14 protein-coding genes are annotated in these 16,612 nt (G+C 61.2%); 9 read left to right on the top strand and 5 right to left on the bottom strand.

Features of this window, described 5'->3' with window-relative positions:
• The 3 genes from xsc to QLQ86_RS20075 form a co-directional block, all read left to right on the top strand.
• On the top strand, positions 1-1,743 hold a 1,743-nt coding region (gene xsc, locus QLQ86_RS20085), incomplete at its 5' end, for a sulfoacetaldehyde acetyltransferase (protein WP_282817709.1).
• Positions 1,744-2,084: 341 nt separating this feature from the next.
• Complete coding sequence (locus QLQ86_RS20080; RefSeq protein ID WP_282818198.1) at positions 2,085-2,468, top strand: nuclear transport factor 2 family protein; 384 nt, start codon at positions 2,085-2,087, stop codon at positions 2,466-2,468.
• A 36-nt stretch (positions 2,469-2,504) separates the two neighbouring features.
• Positions 2,505-3,947, top strand: a complete 1,443-nt coding sequence (locus QLQ86_RS20075; protein ID WP_282818197.1) for an NAD(P)/FAD-dependent oxidoreductase — start codon at positions 2,505-2,507, stop codon at positions 3,945-3,947.
• Positions 3,948-4,059: 112 nt separating this feature from the next.
• On the opposite strand, the gene pdxR is transcribed toward QLQ86_RS20075, so the two are convergent.
• A complete protein-coding gene (gene pdxR / locus QLQ86_RS20070; RefSeq protein WP_282818196.1) occupies positions 4,060-5,532 on the bottom strand; it encodes a MocR-like pyridoxine biosynthesis transcription factor PdxR in 1,473 nt (490 codons plus the stop codon).
• Between the two features lie 406 nt (positions 5,533-5,938).
• Between pdxR and QLQ86_RS20065 the strand changes: the two genes are divergently transcribed.
• The 4 genes from QLQ86_RS20065 to QLQ86_RS20050 all read left to right on the top strand — a co-directional run bounded on the left by QLQ86_RS20065 (position 5,939) and on the right by QLQ86_RS20050 (position 9,511).
• Positions 5,939-6,952: a TRAP transporter substrate-binding protein gene (locus QLQ86_RS20065; RefSeq protein ID WP_282818195.1), complete on the top strand. Its 1,014-nt coding sequence runs from the start codon at positions 5,939-5,941 to the stop codon at positions 6,950-6,952.
• Between the two features lie 95 nt (positions 6,953-7,047).
• Complete coding sequence (locus QLQ86_RS20060; RefSeq protein ID WP_282818194.1) at positions 7,048-7,611, top strand: TRAP transporter small permease; 564 nt, start codon at positions 7,048-7,050, stop codon at positions 7,609-7,611.
• A 2-nt stretch (positions 7,612-7,613) separates the two neighbouring features.
• Complete coding sequence (locus QLQ86_RS20055) at positions 7,614-8,954, top strand: TRAP transporter large permease (RefSeq protein WP_282818193.1); 1,341 nt, start codon at positions 7,614-7,616, stop codon at positions 8,952-8,954.
• A 65-nt stretch (positions 8,955-9,019) separates the two neighbouring features.
• Positions 9,020-9,511: a universal stress protein gene (locus tag QLQ86_RS20050; RefSeq protein ID WP_282818192.1), complete on the top strand. Its 492-nt coding sequence runs from the start codon at positions 9,020-9,022 to the stop codon at positions 9,509-9,511.
• On the opposite strand, the gene QLQ86_RS20045 is transcribed toward QLQ86_RS20050, so the two are convergent.
• The 4 genes from QLQ86_RS20045 to QLQ86_RS20030 all read right to left on the bottom strand — a co-directional run bounded on the left by QLQ86_RS20045 (position 9,508) and on the right by QLQ86_RS20030 (position 13,444).
• Positions 9,508-10,266 carry an IclR family transcriptional regulator gene (locus tag QLQ86_RS20045; protein ID WP_282818191.1) on the bottom strand — a complete coding sequence of 253 codons (759 nt, stop codon included), beginning with the start codon at positions 10,264-10,266 and terminating at the stop codon, positions 9,508-9,510. The two genes, QLQ86_RS20050 and QLQ86_RS20045, sit on opposite strands and share 4 nt — an antisense overlap.
• A gap of 87 nt (positions 10,267-10,353) precedes the next feature.
• Positions 10,354-11,631: a TRAP transporter large permease gene (locus QLQ86_RS20040; RefSeq protein WP_282818190.1), complete on the bottom strand. Its 1,278-nt coding sequence runs from the start codon at positions 11,629-11,631 to the stop codon at positions 10,354-10,356.
• Between the two features lie 11 nt (positions 11,632-11,642).
• The gene (locus QLQ86_RS20035; RefSeq protein WP_282818189.1) at positions 11,643-12,203 is read right to left on the bottom strand and encodes a TRAP transporter small permease; all 561 of its coding nucleotides are present in this window, start codon (positions 12,201-12,203) and stop codon (positions 11,643-11,645) included.
• 14 nt (positions 12,204-12,217) lie between these two features.
• The gene (locus tag QLQ86_RS20030) at positions 12,218-13,444 is read right to left on the bottom strand and encodes a TRAP transporter substrate-binding protein (RefSeq protein ID WP_282818188.1); all 1,227 of its coding nucleotides are present in this window, start codon (positions 13,442-13,444) and stop codon (positions 12,218-12,220) included.
• Between the two features lie 225 nt (positions 13,445-13,669).
• On the opposite strand from QLQ86_RS20030, the gene QLQ86_RS20025 reads away from it, so the two are divergent.
• Together QLQ86_RS20025 and QLQ86_RS20020 are read left to right on the top strand one after the other, a co-directional pair.
• Complete coding sequence (locus tag QLQ86_RS20025; RefSeq protein WP_282818187.1) at positions 13,670-15,301, top strand: GMC family oxidoreductase; 1,632 nt, start codon at positions 13,670-13,672, stop codon at positions 15,299-15,301.
• 237 nt (positions 15,302-15,538) lie between these two features.
• Positions 15,539-16,606: a YeiH family protein gene (locus tag QLQ86_RS20020; protein ID WP_282818186.1), complete on the top strand. Its 1,068-nt coding sequence runs from the start codon at positions 15,539-15,541 to the stop codon at positions 16,604-16,606.
• Positions 16,607-16,612 lie beyond the last annotated feature (6 nt).

The raw sequence follows: 16,612 nt of genomic DNA, 5'->3' as shown, positions 1-16,612 counted from the left end.
GAGACCCTGGTCGCCAACGGGGTGACCGACATGTTCGGCATCATGGGTTCGGCCTTCATGGACGCCATGGACATCTTCGCGCCGGCCGGCATCCGCCTGATCCCGGTGGTCCACGAGCAGGGCGCGGCGCACATGGCCGACGGCTATGCTCGCGTCTCCGGCCGCCACGGCACGGTGATCGGCCAGAACGGCCCGGGCATTTCCAACGCCGTGACCGGCATCGCTGCGGCCTACTGGGCGCACAGCCCGGTGGTCATCGTCACCCCCGAAGCGGGCACCACCGGCATCGGCCTGGGCGGCTTCCAGGAGTGCAAGCAGCTGCCGATGTTCCAGGAGTTCACCAAGTACCAGGGGCACGTGACCCACCCCGCGCGGATGGCCGAGTACACCGCTCGCTGCTTCGACCGGGCGATGTCCGAGATGGGGCCGACCCAGCTGAACATCCCGCGGGACTACTTCTACGGCGAGATTGAATGCGAGATCCCCGAGCCGGCGCGCCTCGACCGCGGGCCGGGTGGCACCCGCACCCTCAGTGAGGCGGCCGAGCTGCTGGCCAAGGCCGAGTTCCCGGTGATCGTCTCCGGCGGCGGTGTGGTCATGGCCGACGGCGTGGAGGCCTGCCAGGCGCTGGCCGAGCGGCTGGGCGCGCCGGTGGTCAACAGCTACCAGCACAACGACTCCTTCCCGGCCAGTCACCCGCTGTGGTGCGGCCCGCTGGGCTACCAGGGCTCCAAGGCTGGCATGAAGCTGATCGCCCAGGCTGACGTGGTGGTGGCGCTGGGCACCCGCCTGGGGCCGTTCGGCACCCTGCCGCAGCACGGCCTGGACTACTGGCCGAAGGACGCCAAGATCATCCAGATCGACGCCGACCACAAGATGCTCGGCCTGGTGAAGAAGATCGCCGTGGGCATCTGCGGCGATGCCAAGGAAGCCGCCGAGGCGATCACCGAGCGCCTGGCGGGCCGCGACCTGGCCTGCGACGCTACCCAGGCCAAGCGCGCCGAGCTGATCGCCAGCGAGAAGGCCGCCTGGGAGCGCGAACTGGACGAGTGGACCCACGAGAAGGACCCCTTCAGCCTCGACGCCATCGATGAGGCCCAGGGCGAGACGCCGTTCTCCGGCGGCGAGTACCTGCACCCGCGCCAGGTGTTGCGCGAGCTCGAGAAGGCCATGCCCGAGGACGCGATGGTCTCCACCGACATCGGCAATATCAACGCCGTAGCGCACAGCTACCTGCGCTTCGAGAAGCCGCGCAGCTTCTTCGCGCCGATGAGCTTCGGCAACTGCGGCTACGCCTTTCCCACCATGATCGGGGCCAAGGTGGCCGCGCCGGAGCGTCCGGGGATCGCCTACGCCGGCGACGGCGCCTGGGGCATGAGCCTGATGGAGACCATGACCGCGGTGCGTCACGACATCCCGGTGACCGCGGTGGTGTTCCACAACCGCCAGTGGGGCGCCGAGAAGAAGAACCAGGTCGAGTTCTACAACCGCCGCTTCGTGGCCGGCGAGCTGGACAACCAGAGCTTCGCCGAGATCGGCAGGGCGATGGGCGCCGAGGGCATCACCGTGGATCGCCTCGAGGACGTGGGCCCGGCGCTGAAGAAGGCGGTGGACATGCAGATGAACGAGGGCAAGACCTGCATCATCGAGATCATGTGCACCCGTGAGCTGGGCGACCCCTTCCGCCGCGACGCGTTGAAGAAGCCGGTGCGCCTGCTCGAGAAGTACCAGGACTACGTCTGATCGAAGGTGCTGCAACGTGGTTCCCCCGGCGCTGCCGGGGGCTTTTTTGTCTGACGGCCGACCGAGATGTGCTCAACGAAAGCCCTGTCCCGACGACGACTGTCGCCGCTGGGCCGGGGTTTCTTGCGTTCTGATCCGAGTGCAAGTGGCGCGACGCGCCTCCCCGACCCCGCCGATTCCCCTGGTCCAACCGCCGGTGCATATCTGGCGCTAATGCTCCCTCGGCTTTGTCAGTAGTCTGGATTCGTTCGCGGCCGATGTGCCGCCTCGATGTGTCACCCGTTCAGTAACGACAGTCCTCTAGCGACCGTCCTAACAACGACAACCGTCAGGAGCCCGTCATGAGCCAACCGACCACCAAACTTCTCGAAGCCTTTAGCGATGCCCTGAACCGTCACGACATCGATGCCCTCATGAGCATGATGACCGACGACTGCGTCTTCCACGCCATCGCGGGCCCGGAGCTGCAGGGCAAGAGTTTCGTCGGCCAGGCCGAGGTGCGCCAGGGCCTCGAGAACGCCTGGAAGGCCGCCCCCGATGCCAGCTGGACCGACGCCGAGCATCACGTGATCGGCGACAAGGGCTTCACCGAGTCCACCTATCAGGGCACCACCACCGACGGCGTACGCTCCGAGGCTCGCATGATTGACGCCTTCACTTTCCGCGACGGCAAGATCGCGGTTAAGAACGCCTTTCGCAAGAACCGTCCGCCGGTCAATGGCTGAGCCGAGTCACGGCAACCGAGTGCAAGGAGTCCGATCATGGAGACAACAACGCCAAGAAGCGGGGTGGAGACCGAGGTGACCAAGACCTCACCCTCCCAGCCATATGATCCGGCCTATGACCCCCTGAAGAGCGCCACCCCGGGGGCGGGTCGTGACTATGCGCCGACCTACTGGATCGGCACCGCAGGCGAGCCGCCGGCCGATGATGGGCCGATCACCCAGGATACGGATGCCGATGTGGTCATCATCGGCTCCGGCTTCACGGGACTGACCGCCGCTATCTTCCTGGCCCAGGAGTACGGCATCAAGGCCACGGTGCTCGAGGCCAATCGCACCAGTTGGGGCTGCTCGACCCGCAACGGCGGCCAGGCTCAGTGCGCCTCCGGTCGCCTCAAGCGCTCTCAGTGGATCCAGCGCTACGGCCTTGATACCGCCATGAAGCTGCATCGCGAATGCCTTGACGGCATGGCGACCTTCAAGGAGCTGATCAAGGACATCGACTGTGAGCCACAGCCGGGCGGTCATCTCTACGTGGCCCACCGCGACAAGGTGATGCCGACCCTCGAAAAAGAGGCGAAGCTGCTGCGCGAGACCTTCGACTACGACGCCCGGATCCTCGACGCCGACACGGTGAAGCGCGAGTGGCTCGGCGACCAGGAGGCGGCTGGCGCCATGCACGAGCCTGAGGGCATTGGCATCCATGCCGGCAAGCTGGCCTTCGGCTATCACCGCAAGGCGCGGGCGCTGGGGGTGAAGATCCATCCGGCAAGCCCGGTGCAGGGCTTCGAGACCCGCGGCGGGGTGCACTACCTGCAGACCCCGGGCGGGGTGGTCAAGGCGCGTGCGGTTGGCATCGCCACCGGCGGCTACACCTCCCAGAGCCTGCATCGCGAGCTCAAGAACAGGCTGCTGCCGATCCTCTCGAATTCCATCGTCACGCGTCGGCTGACCGATGACGAGATCGAGGCCTGCAGCCTGCGCACGCGCCAGGTGATCACCGACACCCGGATCCTGCGCCACTACTATCGCCTGCTGCCGGACAACCGCGTGCAGATCGGCAGCCGCAGCGCGATCACCGGCCGTGATGCGCCCCAGAAGAAGTACGAGTCGATGCTGATCGGCGACATGCACCGCAAGTTTCCGGCGCTCCAGGGCATCGATATCGACTACTCCTGGTGGGGCTGGGTGGATGTCAGCCACGACATGATGCCGCGCATCCATCAGCCCGATGCCAAGGAGACGGTCTATTACGCCCTTGGCTACGGCGGCAACGGCGTGATGTATTCGGCCCAGGCCGGCCGGCGCCTCGCGCAGTGGATCGCCGGTCACGGCAAGGAGCTGGACCTGCCGATCTTCACCTCCAAGCTGCCGTACCCGAACATTCGGGAGATGGTCGAGTCCCAGGCCTTCGCGCCCTTCCGGCGCTTCGGCCAGCGCTTCCTCTATCGCTGGTACCACCTGAAGGACGAGGTGCTCTGATAGCACCTGGCCCACGCGTGAAGCCGCCTCAGAGGCGGCTTTCTTGTGAGAGCGATCTTTTCGAGACGACTTTCAAGTAAGCGGTTTTCTTATAGCGCGCGAAGGGGGGTATTCAGGAAGGGGGGATCGCCTGAGGAATCAGCGTCGCCAGTCGTTCGATGCCGGCCTCGATGCGCGACTCGGGAATCGCCGAGAACCCCAGCCGGAAGTACTCGAGGCGAGGGGTATCGAAGAAGTGGATGTCGCCGCATTCAATCAGGATGCTCTGCTCGGCTGCCAGGCGCTGCAGTTTATGGCAGTCGAGGCCGTCGGGACCCTTCACCCAGAAACTGGATCCTCCATAGGTGGAAGGCACCGAAGCATGGGGCATGTGGCGAGCCAGGGCCTCGCCCAACTGCTGCCAACGGCTATGAAATACCAGGTGGATCTGACGCAGCAGGGCATCGTGGTAACCGCGGTCGAGAAACAGCGCCACGGCGCGCTGGTTATTGGTGGGAGGGTGGCGCAGCATCAGGCGACGTAGCGCGCGGGCCTCGCGGATCAGCGCCGGGGGGCCAACCATGTAGCCCAGGCGCAGACCCGGCGCCAGGGTCTTGGAGAGGCTGCCCACATAGATCACACGGTTGTGGCGGTCCAGGCTCTTCAGGGCCGGGGTGGGGTTGTCCAGGTAGTTGGTCTCGCTCTCGTAGTCGTCCTCGATGATCAGGAAGTTGTCGTTCTCCGCCATATCCAGCAGCTCGCGACGGCGCTCCAGGGGCATGGTGACCGTGGTAGGCGCCTGATGGCTGGGCGTGACGTAGAGCAACTGGCAGCCGTTGATGTCGGCTTCCAGGCGCATGCCTCGGTCGTCGACCGGCAGCAGACGGATGTCATCGGTAAAGGTGCTTGCGATGTTGTACATGTCCACGTAGCCGGGGTTTTCCATGCCGAACCGGCGCCCGGCCTTGAGCAGCAGCATGCAGGTCATCCACAGGGCCTGCTGCGCGCCGACTGTCACCAGGATCTCTTCGGGATTCGCCCACACCCCCCGCCTCGGCAACAGCCGCTGGTGGATCTGCTTGATCAGTAGGGGGTCGTCGTCATTGAGGTGGTCGACCGCCCAGCTGCGAATCGCCGGCACGCTCATGGAATCGCGGCTGCATTCCCGCCAATGCTGAGTGGGGAACAGTTCGGGATCGATCTGTCCGTAGATGAACGGAAAGTCGTAGCGTTGCCAGTCACTGGGTTTGTTGATGGTGGACTGTCGAGAGGGATGCATTGTCAGCAGGTCTTCCCAAGGCAGGCGCTCGGCATCGATGTCGTTCAGGCGCACGGGCTTCTCGGCACGACCCTCGAGGATCTCGGGGTTGACGAAGTAGCCACTGCGCTTCTTGGCAATCAGGTAGCCATCATCGAGCAGTTGTTCGTACGCCAGCATCACTGTGTTGCGGGCCACGTGCAGTTCCTTGGCCAGCTTGCGACTGGAGGGAAGCGCCTCGTCCAGGGGCAGGTGGCCGTCCAGAATGGCCCGGGCGATCTGCTCGCGTAGCTGGCGTTGGAGGCTCTCCGGCAGATCGGGATCGAGATGGAAGAGAAACTGGCTCATTGAAATTGTGTCTCACCACTGCTGATGAATAGGCAATCCTCGAGTATGACATACCTCGACGGGCAGAGGCCTGGAGCGTTGCACCACATGGAGGCTTGCCGGCTGTCTGTGACCCCACCCCCCTTTTTAGAGCTGGACCAATCGACGGTGTCCCACTGGTTCTAGTGGCACTACGCACGAGTGCGTAGAACGTGACAGTCAGGATATGGCGAATAGCACGTATCCGATGATTGGAGAAGGGCGAAGTCGCGATTCGGCGCGGAGGAGGTGATACTCACAATAAATCATCCCGGATCGTCACCGCGAGTCGCCATCGACTGGCCTCTTGGCCCGCCGGTCATTGAGGAAGTCGTCGCATCACGCTTACATCCTGTCTTTCCGACAATAACAAGGTTTGGAGATCATAATGCGTATCCAGAAACTGATCATCCCCATGGCAGTATCCGCCGCAAGCCTGGCCCTGAGCGGCAACGTCATGGCCGAGACCTGGAAGATGGCCCTGGGCGATGCTGCCGGGGGCACCCAGTACGAGCTGGGCACGACCTTTGCCAATCTCGTCGAGGAGAAAACCGAGGGGGAGGTCACAATCGACCTGTTTCCGAACGGCCAGCTAGGCAGCGAGCAGGACACTATCAACAATGCCAGCATGGGCTTGCTGGACCTGTCGGTCCTGGCCATCAACAACATCACTCCTTTCTCTCCAACCGTGGGCGTGATGACCCTGCCCTATGTAATCCAAGGGCCCGAGGATGCACGCACCCTTACCCAGGGGGGCATCGGTGCGGAGCTCACTCAGAACACCATCCGTGATGCCGGCGTACGCATCCTGGGCTGGGCCTATTCCGGCTGTCGTCGCCTCACGAACTCCGCCAAGCCAGTGGCCACACCCGCCGACCTGGAGGGCCTGGTGATCCGGGTGCCCAAGAACGAGATCATGATCGCCGCCTATCAGGCATGGGGCATCAATCCCAATCCGCTGGCCTGGTCCGAGACCTTCACGGCGTTGCAGCAGGGAGTGGTCGATGGTCAGGACAACCCCTATATCACTATCGATGCGATGAAGTTCTACGAGGTTCAGGATTACGTCACCGATAGCTGTTACGTATTCTCGATGGAACCGCTGATCATCAGCGAGGGAAAGTTCCAGAGTCTGAGCCCCGAGATGCAGGAGCTGGTGCTGGAAGCCGGACAGGAAGCCACCGACCACAGCTATGAGTACCTGCTCGAGACCGAGGCCTCCATCAAGGAACGCCTGGTAGAGGAGCACGGTATGGAGATCACCCAGCCCGCCAATGACGAGCAGGAGTGGATCGAACTGGCGACCGGTATCTGGCCCGAGTTCTACGACAGCATCGGTGGCAAGGAGAAGCTCGACGAGGTACTTGCCTCCCTGGGCCGCGATCCCGCGCCAGCAGAGTGAACCCAGCCAGCACGGCATACACTCACCCCCATATCGGCCCTGGGGCCGATGTGGGGATGTACCTCTCGGGAGCCTGATCGTCAAGGGCCAGTCTCATGAAAACGCTACTCATAAAGATCATCGATAACTTGGAGGGCATCATCTGTCAGCTCCTCCTTGTATCATTCGTTGTCCTGTTGTTTGCCCAGATTGTGCTCAGGAACCTGTTCAGCTACTCGCTTCCTTGGGGCGACGAGTTAGCGATCTATGCCTTCGTGTGGTTCGCCTACTTGGGGGCCGTCTATGCCACCAAGATGTCTGCCCACAACCGGGTAACCTTCCAGTTCAAGTTCTTTCCCCGTAGGGTCGAGACGTTATGCACCGTGCTTACCGACTTGATCTGGATTGGATTCAATGCCGTCTTCATCTACCTGAGCTATGACTTCGTCTTCAACAAGATGAACCTCTTCTGGAAGTCCCAGACCCTGGGACTTCCGATGAAGTATGTTTACCTGATTCTGCCGATCGCTTTCGTCGCCATGACGCTGCGTATCCTCCAGAATAACTACCTCAAGTTCGTCAAGAAGGTGGATCTCGCCGACCCCGAGTCACAGGAGGTAGAGAAACTTAAGTACCACGACGACGCAATGGGTAGTGGCCCGGACCAGCGGGAGAAATGAGTATGGATCCCACGATTGTCTATATCCTATTTGGTGCCTTCTTTCTGCTGCTAATCCTCGGGGCGCCGATTACCGTTTCGCTGGGGGTGGCGGCGCTGGCCACTTACCTTAGCCTGGGCGAGAATCCCATGGCGTTCGTGCAGATCGCCTTTACCTCGGTAGGATCTTTCCCCTTGATGGCATTGCCGGCGTTCATCCTCGCCGGGGCGCTGATGGAGGCCGCCGGTATCTCCAAGCGCTTGGTCGATATCGCCGAGGCCTTTGCTGGTCCCGCCACTGGTGGCCTCGCTGCGGCGACGGTGTTTGCCTGCATGTTCTTCGGGGCGATCTCTGGCTCCGGTCCTGCGACCACGGCAGCGGTGGGCATGCTGATGATCCCGGCCATGGCCAACCGTGGCTATGATCGCGCCTATGGTTCTGCCATCACCGCCTCTTCGGGCGGGCTTGGGGTAGTGATTCCACCCTCGATTCCGATGGTCATCTTCGGTATCTCCGGCATGGGGTTGCAACCGCCGCCGGAAGCCGTCGTCGAGCACGGGGCCTTCCAGACTCTGTCGATTCCCAAGCTGTTCATCGCCGGCATCATGCCGGGAGTCGTCATCGCCGGATGCCTGCTGACCATCAACTACATCATCTCGCGCAAGCGCGGCTACCGTGGCCTGACCGATCACTGGTCCTTCCCGCAGATCCGCGGCTCCCTGCGCAAGGGCATCTGGTCGATGCTGGCGCCGATCATCATCCTCGGCGGGATCTACAGCGGGCTGTTCACGCCCACCGAATCGGCCATCGTGGCGATCTTCTACACGCTGATCGTGGGGATCTTCCTGCACAGGGAGCTGGCCTGGAAGCCGACCCTGAAAACGCTGGAAACCACCACCTGGATCACCGGGCGGGTGCTATTGATCCTGTTCACGGCCACCGTGTTCGGACGCCTGCTGGTGGAGCAGCGCGTTCCTGCCTACATTGCCGAGGTGATGCTGGGGGTCACCGACAACACCTATGCGATCTGGGCGATGATCATCTTCTTCCTGCTGTTCGTGGGCATGTTCATGGAGACCTTGGCGGCGATCATGATCCTCACGCCGGTGCTGCTACCGATCATGTACATGCTGGGCATGGATCCGGTGCATGTGGGCATCGTGGTGGTCTGCGCCCTGGCCATCGGCTTCCAGACGCCACCGCTCGGGGAAAACCTGTTCGTGGCCTCGGGGATTGGGGGCTCGTCGATCGAGGAGATATCCTTGAAGGCGCTGCCCTTTGCGGGTGGCTCCATCGTAGCGCTGTTCATCATCGCCTACTTTCCACAAATCTCGCTCTGGTTGCCTAGCGTGATGGGCTACTAGTAGTCGAGATTCGTTGGTGACACCGGCGCGGCGCTACCCGCTTCCGCGCCAATGTAGGAGGAATCATGAGTCAAGGTCTCCGTCGTATTCTGTGTTGCGTGGGGCTGAGAGGCGACTGCGATCTGGTGCTGACCCAGGCAGTGGGCCTGGCGCTGGCCACCAGTGCCAAGCTCCACGTCCTGCACGCGGTCAAGTCCCTGTCAGACGATGTGGTCAACACCCTCAAGGTGAATATCCGCGATCGGAAGATGCTCGAGGCCCTGATGGCGCAACGCCTCGATCAGGCCCGTGAGGAACTTAACCAACGAATCGACACCTTCTGGCGACGTCATCCCGAGCTATATGACGCCTATGGTGACAGGGAATTGACGCACAGCGTGCTCGAGGGCTACCCGGCGGCGGTGATCACTCACTTCGCCACTCGCTCCGGCAGCGACATGATCGTGATGGCGGCCAACAAGCGCAGCTTCACGGCCACCTACGCGGGCAAGATTACCAAGGGTGTGATCAAGCGGGCCAGGGTGCCGGTGGTGGTGGTGGTACCAACCCGTTGCTAGAGCGTTTCCTCCAACTCCGAGGCGATTTGACGCATCAGCGGTGCCCACTCCAGCAGCGACTCGATCGAATGCCGCAGTCGGGGGGCATGGATCGCCAAGGTGGCTTGCATATGGCCCACCTGATCGTAGATAGGCACTGCAATGGCTACCATGCCCTGGATGAATTCCTCGTTATCAGTGCTCAGCCTGTCACGGGCGATCTGAACGAGGTGCTCTTCAAGGGCCGAGGACGAAGTAAGGGTATAGGGTGTATGGGCCTCCAGCGTCAGGCTTGACAGCAGAGCGCGACGCCGGTGGGGAGGCATCAGGGCGAGAAACAGTTTGCCGCTGGACGTGCAGTGCAGTGGCAGCCGAGACCCAGGAGCCAGCTGGATGCGAACCGGCCAGTTGGTTTCCACCCGATCGTAGTAGAGAAGCTCATGGCCATCGAGCAATGTAAGGTTGCAGGTCTCGCCTGTCTCCTTGGCCAGACGCTCCAGTAATAGCCGGCGGGGAGCCTTCACGCTCTCATTAGCCAGCGTGCCCATTGCCATGCGATGCAGGCGTTGGCCCGGTAGCAGGTGCCGGCCATCTAGGTCCCGTGTGATCAGCTGTTGTTCCTCGAGCTGCTTGAGCAGACGGTGGATCGTCGGCTTGGGAATGTCCAGACGCTTGTCGAGATCTGCGGCACTGATGCTGTACTCGGCCGTGGCGACCTCTTCGAGCAGGCTGATTGCTCGCAGAAGTGTGGTATTGGTGGCGGTGTCTTTGGACATGGGCTTTCCTTTCGGTAAGCTGCCTGGTGGCGCCTGCCATGATCATAGCGCAGCAGGCCCGTATGGGCCTGCTACCTTGCTGCAGTGTCATAGGTTGACTAGGAACATGGACAATGGTGGCCACAGGGCGATCGCGATCCAGGCGGTTATGAGCGCAATGAAGTAGGGTATCACATAGCGTACTAGCCTGAGGTAGGGAATGCCGGTAATGCTGCTCGCAACATAGAGGTTGAGGCCGAAAGGCGGCGTGACGAAGCCGATGGCCGCTCCCACCAGGAAGATCACCGAGAAGTGGATGGGGTCAACGCCGGCACTCTGGGCGATCGGTGCCAGGATGGGTGCCAGGATGATGGTGACAGGAAGACTCTCCAGGATCATGCCAGCGAGCAGGATCATCACCATGCAGGCGCCAAGAATGGCGTAGTAGTTGCCAAGATCATTCAAGATCCCTTGCAGGATCTGACCGGCACCTAGTACGGACAGCAGCTGCTGCATCACCACCGAGATGGCGATCAAAGGGGCCAGCATGCCGGCGATCTGCCCAGAACGTAGCATGATGGCAGGCAGTCGAAAGATGCTGATCTCCCGGGTGATCAGCAGCCCAGCAATCAAGGTAAAGCCTACCGTGATGGCGGCGGCTTCCGTCGGGGAAAACTTGCCGGAGTAGATTCCATACAGCACGACCCCGATGGTGGCAAAGCCCAGGTAGGCCTTACGTGCGAAGCCGGCACTTTCCTTGACCTTGAAGGGGATCAGGGTCCCCCAGCCATGGCGCCGTGCGACCAGGTGGCAGGCCATCATCATTCCCAGTACCATCATGGCCCCAGGAATCATGCCGGCGATGAACAGGTCGCTGATCGAGAGATTCATCATGAAGCCATAGACTATGAAGATGATACTCGGCGGAATGATGATGCCTACGGTGCCCCCGCATGCCGCGGTGGCTGCCGAGAAGCGTTCATCATAGCCGTTATTCTTCATCTCGGGGTGCATGATCGAGCCGATGGTTGCCGTGGTGCCGGCATTGGAGCCCGAAATCGCCGCGAACAGGCCGCAGGCTCCAAGCGTTGACATTCCCATGCCGCCTCGCAGCCAGCCGAGCACCGAGTAGGCAAAGTCGGATAGCCTTTTGGCGATCCCCGCCGCGTTGATCAGGTCGCCCGTCAGGATGAAGAGGGGAAGCGCAAGAAGACCGAAGAAGCTCAGACCTTGGAAAAGCGTTACGCCGATATTGGCCAAGGTGAAATCGATGACCAGGCTGGTGCCAACTACCCATAGACCGATGACCAGGAAGATGGGCACGCCGAGCAGGAAGAAGAGTGTCACGCCTGTGGTGATCAGGCCGATAAGAAGTCCGTCTGTCATGATCTGTCCTCCTAATCCATTATCGAGGGTTGGAGGTTGAAAGGTTCACGCAACCGGAAGCGTTGCCAGTCAGCGAAGAGGTTCTGGAGTACGCGGTAGATGATCAGCACCCAGGCAGCCGGTGTGGCCAGATAGAACCACCATTGCATGATGTTGTCGGTGCCCGGCACGATGGCGAAGTTGTTGTAGGCTAACTGTACCTGGTCGATGGTGAAGTTGATCACCATGATCCCGAAACCGATCCACAGTACGGCATCCAGTATGAGACACAGGAACTGGCCGGTGTAGGGCAGCCGCATGCGGATCTCATTGAGTGACAGGTGCGTACGGTTCTTTACATTGAGCGAGGCGCCGAACCAGGTCAGCCAGAGAAACAGCAGTATGGGAATGCTGGTGCTCCAAGGCGCCTGCAGGTTGAAAAAGAATCGGCGAATGACCTCCACGAATATGATGCCCGACATGCCGGCATACGATAGGAGAATAATGCACTTCTCCAGGTTATCATCTAGCCACCGAAGGGGAACCAGCCACCTTGTGGCTGGTTGAGTGTTTTGGTAGTTGTGGTTTGCCATAGTGAACTCCCGGTTCAGCCTTTCCACCAGCGCTGAGGCTTGACATTGACCGCGGCAGTGTCTCTCGGTATCTCACGGGCAATGCCGTGAATTTCTTTGTAGATATCCACTCCACCGGCCCAGCCATTGAGGCGTTCACGCCATTGCTCCCAGGGCTCCGGGTTGAATTCCGGTGAGCACAGCTGCTCGGCCTTTTCGCGCTCGGCATCCGAAAGGGGCGCGACCCGGACGTTGTTCTGAGCGAAGACGGTATTCTCCGCAGGATGCTCGGTGGCGCCCACGATCTGGTATCGACCAGCCTCGTTCATGCCCTGTGTGAAGATCTGCGCACAGTAGGCCGATTCCATGACCTGTTCCTGAAGCTCGCTGCCCAGGCTGTCGAACTTGGGAAGACTCATGGCCGTATGCTCGGTACCCGCAAAGAACCTGAGGTCGACTGCCTGGGATACCACGGGGGCCATGCCCGCATAGGCCACGGCGCTCATCCAGGTCTCGGCGCCATCGAGCAAGCCCTGGCGGAGCCCGTCTAGCGTCTCCTCCCAGGCCACGGGCACTGGGTTGAGCCCCAACTGCTCCATGGCGATGCGTCCGAGCTGTGTCCCTGTAACACGGTTCTTGGTGCCCTGAAGCTGTTCAAGGCTGGTCACCAGAGGCTCGTCTTCCCACTTCAGGCCAAGCATGATGCCCCGCAGGTCACAGTGCGTGAACAGGAACTGCAGGTTGTGTCGCTGTCGAAGCGGCTCGCGTAGTAGCGTCTCACTCCGCTTGTCGTAGAAGAAGTGAAACATCGAGGCGACGCTTGGGAACATGTAGGCGAAGTCTAGGACGTTGAGGTAGGGCGCGCCTCCCGCGGAGTTCTGGGTTGAAGCCGAGAATATGTCGACGATCCCCTGCTGTGTCTTGCTGACGCAGTCGAGCTGGTTGCAGACCTCATTGCTTCCCATGAACTCCACACGGATTGCACCATTGGTGCGTTCCTCAAGGTCGCGTGCAAAGAACAGCTGGCCCGACTTCTGAATGTCGAGATTGCGCTCGTTGAAGCCCGAAGCACCGAAGCGGAGCTTGAATTTCGGTTCGGTCTGATAACGACGCTGCTGTTCCTCATCCGCAGCGCGGGCGAGGCTGCTGGCGGTGAGGCTGGCGCCTAACCCGGAGGCCGCAATCAGGGTGGATGTCAGGCCGAAGCGACCCGAGATGTTCAGAAAATCCCGGCGAGATACATTAGCTATTGGTGATTTCATGAGTAGGGCTCCCGCATTTTGTGATTGGATTTTTCAAGGGATGTTGTGTGGCGTGTGCCAGACTCCTCGCCTCTCTATGCAGTCAAGATGAGGAGCACGATCTCAAACTAGGCGAAGCTTCACGATCTTGCAAGAGTTTTCGGTACAAAAAATCTCATTATTGACACCTCTTTCCTTAGAGGTCATTATAAATGATACAAAAAGTCTCAATAAGGTATCATTGCAATGAATTCAACAACATCCAAGCAAGAAGCCTTTGACTACATCATCGTCGGGGCCGGCTCGGCAGGCTGTGTGCTTGCCAATCGGCTCAGTGAGGACCCCACTGCGAAGGTCTTGTTGCTCGAAGCGGGTGGAGCCGACTGGAACCCTTGGATCCATGTCCCAGTGGGCTATTTCAAGACCATGCACAATCCTGCGACGGACTGGTGTTACGTCACCGATCCGGATTCCGGAATCAACGGACGTCGCCTGCAGTGGCCTCGCGGCAAGGTGCTTGGAGGGTCAAGTTCTCTCAATGGACTGCTGTATATCCGAGGTCAGCGCGAGGACTACGATGACTGGGCCGCGGAGGGAAACGCGGGCTGGGACTACGACTCCGTACTGCCGTACTTCAAGAAGTCCGAGTGTCAGGAGCGCGGTGCCGACCCGTATCACGGCACGGAGGGGCCGTTGAAGGTGTCTGACCTTCGGCTGCGACGTGAGATCGCCGAGCGGTTCATCGAGGCCGCGAAGGCCGCCGGGATTCCCGAGAATCGCGATGTCAACGGAGCGACTCAAGAAGGGGTGGGCTACTTCCAGCAGACCTCCTACAAAGGCTTTCGTTGCTCGACGGCCAAGGCGTTTCTGAGGCCAGTCCTGAAGCGAGGCAACCTGACCGTCGTAAAGCGAGCGCACTGCCAGCGGTTGCTGCTCGAGGGCAAGCGTGTGGTGGGAGTCGAGTATCGTCACGGTGAGCGTCTGGAGCAAGTACGGGCCAACCTCGAGGTCCTGCTCGCCAGCGGTGCCATTGGATCGCCGCAGATCCTGCAGTGTTCGGGCATCGGGCACCCCGAGCACCTTAAGGAGGTGGGTGTCGAGTGCCTCCACGAGCTTCCGGGGGTAGGTGAGAACCTTCAGGATCACCTGCAGATCCGCTTGGTCTTCAAGACCCGCTGTCGAACACTTAACGACGAGGTGCGACATCCACTGAGGAAACTCGCCGTTGGTACCCAGTATCTGTTGACTCGTACCGGGCCCCTGACCCTCGCTGCCAGCCAGGTGTGTGTGTTCACCCAGTCGCGAGCCGGCCTGACGCGCCCTGATATCCAGTTTCATATGCAGCCGCTTTCTGCCGACAAGCCGGCCGAGGGCGTTCACCCCTTCTCCGCCTTCACCTCCTCGGTCTGTCAGTTGCGCCCCACCAGCCGTGGCTCCATTCGTATCACCAGTCCTGACCCCGCCGTCTATCCCTCGATCCAGCCGAACTACCTGAGCACTGACGAGGATTGCCGGGTTGCGGTGGATGCCATCAAGGTGGCGCGGCGCATTGCCGAGCAGGCACCTCTGGCCTCGGTGATCACCGAGGAGTACGTGCCCGGAGCGCAGTATCAGAGCGACGAGGAACTCCTCGAGGCCGCGCGCCAGTTCAGCCAGACGATCTATCACCCGGCCGGAACCTGCAAGATGGGACATGATCCGCTGTCGGTGGTGGATGACCAGCTACGCGTGCATGGCCTGGAGGGAGTGCGCGTGGTGGACGCCTCGATCATGCCATTGATCGTCTCCGGAAATACCAATGCACCGACGATCATGATCGCCGAGAAGGCGGCCGACATGATCAAGATGGCGCATGCTCAGGATGCGCGGGCCTCTTGACGGCGGCGAGCAAATTGGCCTCAAGGGCGGCCAGTAACTGGTCCTAACTGACGTTCCAGTTCCCATGCACCATTGTGATGCCCGCGGCGCCGGTAATGGGCGCTTCCTCGCCCGGCCCCGTTGTCCAGGGGAAGCGTCCACGGCGTTCCCTTACCGGGATCCCTATTCCAAACAACGAAGGGTCGACCCTGCGTCTCAGGACGCGATGATCGACCCCCTTGCTGACAAGGTGGCGATATGACTCGTCGAGACGCCGATGGCGGCACCGAGATGTCGACTCTCCAGGACCATAAACGGGACTTACCCCGTAGCCTGGAGCCCCTCCAACGCATCATGCCGGGTTTGATGATATGCATCACCATCGCCCTGGCGACGACCTTTATCGCCGACCACTACGGGGGACCGACGCTGCTCTATGCGCTGCTGTTCGGCATGACCCTGCACTTCCTCTCAGAGGAGGGCCGTTGCCTAGCCGGCGTGGAGTTTGCTGCTAAGCGGGTGCTGAGACTCGGTGTCGCCCTGCTTGGGGTGCGCATTACCATCGAGCAGGTCGCTGAGCTAGGCATCGGACCGGTACTTACCGTGGTCTGTGGTGTCGCCTTCACCATCGCCTTCGGGGCCTTGATGGCGCGGCTGCTTCGCCTCGACCGGGACATGGGGTTGCTAACGGGCGGGTCGGTGGCGATCTGTGGCGCCTCGGCGGCGCTGGCCTTGTCGGCGGTGATGCCGCGCAATGCTACCCATGAGCGCAACACTATCATGACCGTCGTGGGGGTCACGACGCTGTCCACCATGGCGATGGTGACCTACCCGCTGATCGTGGGGGTGCTGGGGCTGAGCGATACCGAGGCGGGTATCTTCCTCGGTGGTACCATTCATGACGTGGCCCAAGTGGTCGGTGCCGGCTACATGATTTCCGAGAATACTGGCGATGTGTCGACCTTCGTCAAACTGCTGCGGGTGGCGATGCTGGTGCCGGCGGTGATGGTCTTCATGATCCTTTTCCGGCGCAATCGCAAAGAGGAAGGGAGCGGCAAGGTGCCGATGCTGCCGACCTTCCTGGTCGCCTTCGTCGCCCTGGTTATCGTCAACAGCATCGGCTGGATCCCCCCGGTGATCACCGAGGGCTTCACCGACTTGTCGCGCTGGTGCTTGGTCACGGCCATCGCTGCCTTAGGCATCAAGACCTCCTTTCAGAAACTGGCCGTGGTCGGCTGGAAACCGGTGATCCTGATGGTGGCGGAGACCCTCTTCCTGCTGCTGCTGGTGCTGGCCTTCATTCAGTTCGGCCTTGTGACCCTCTGATATGGT

The organism is Halomonas rhizosphaerae (assembly GCF_030012485.1).
GTDB lineage: Bacteria > Pseudomonadota > Gammaproteobacteria > Pseudomonadales > Halomonadaceae > Halomonas > Halomonas rhizosphaerae.
Note: the sequence above shows the minus strand (reverse complement) of the source record. Positions and strands in the feature narration are given on the sequence as shown.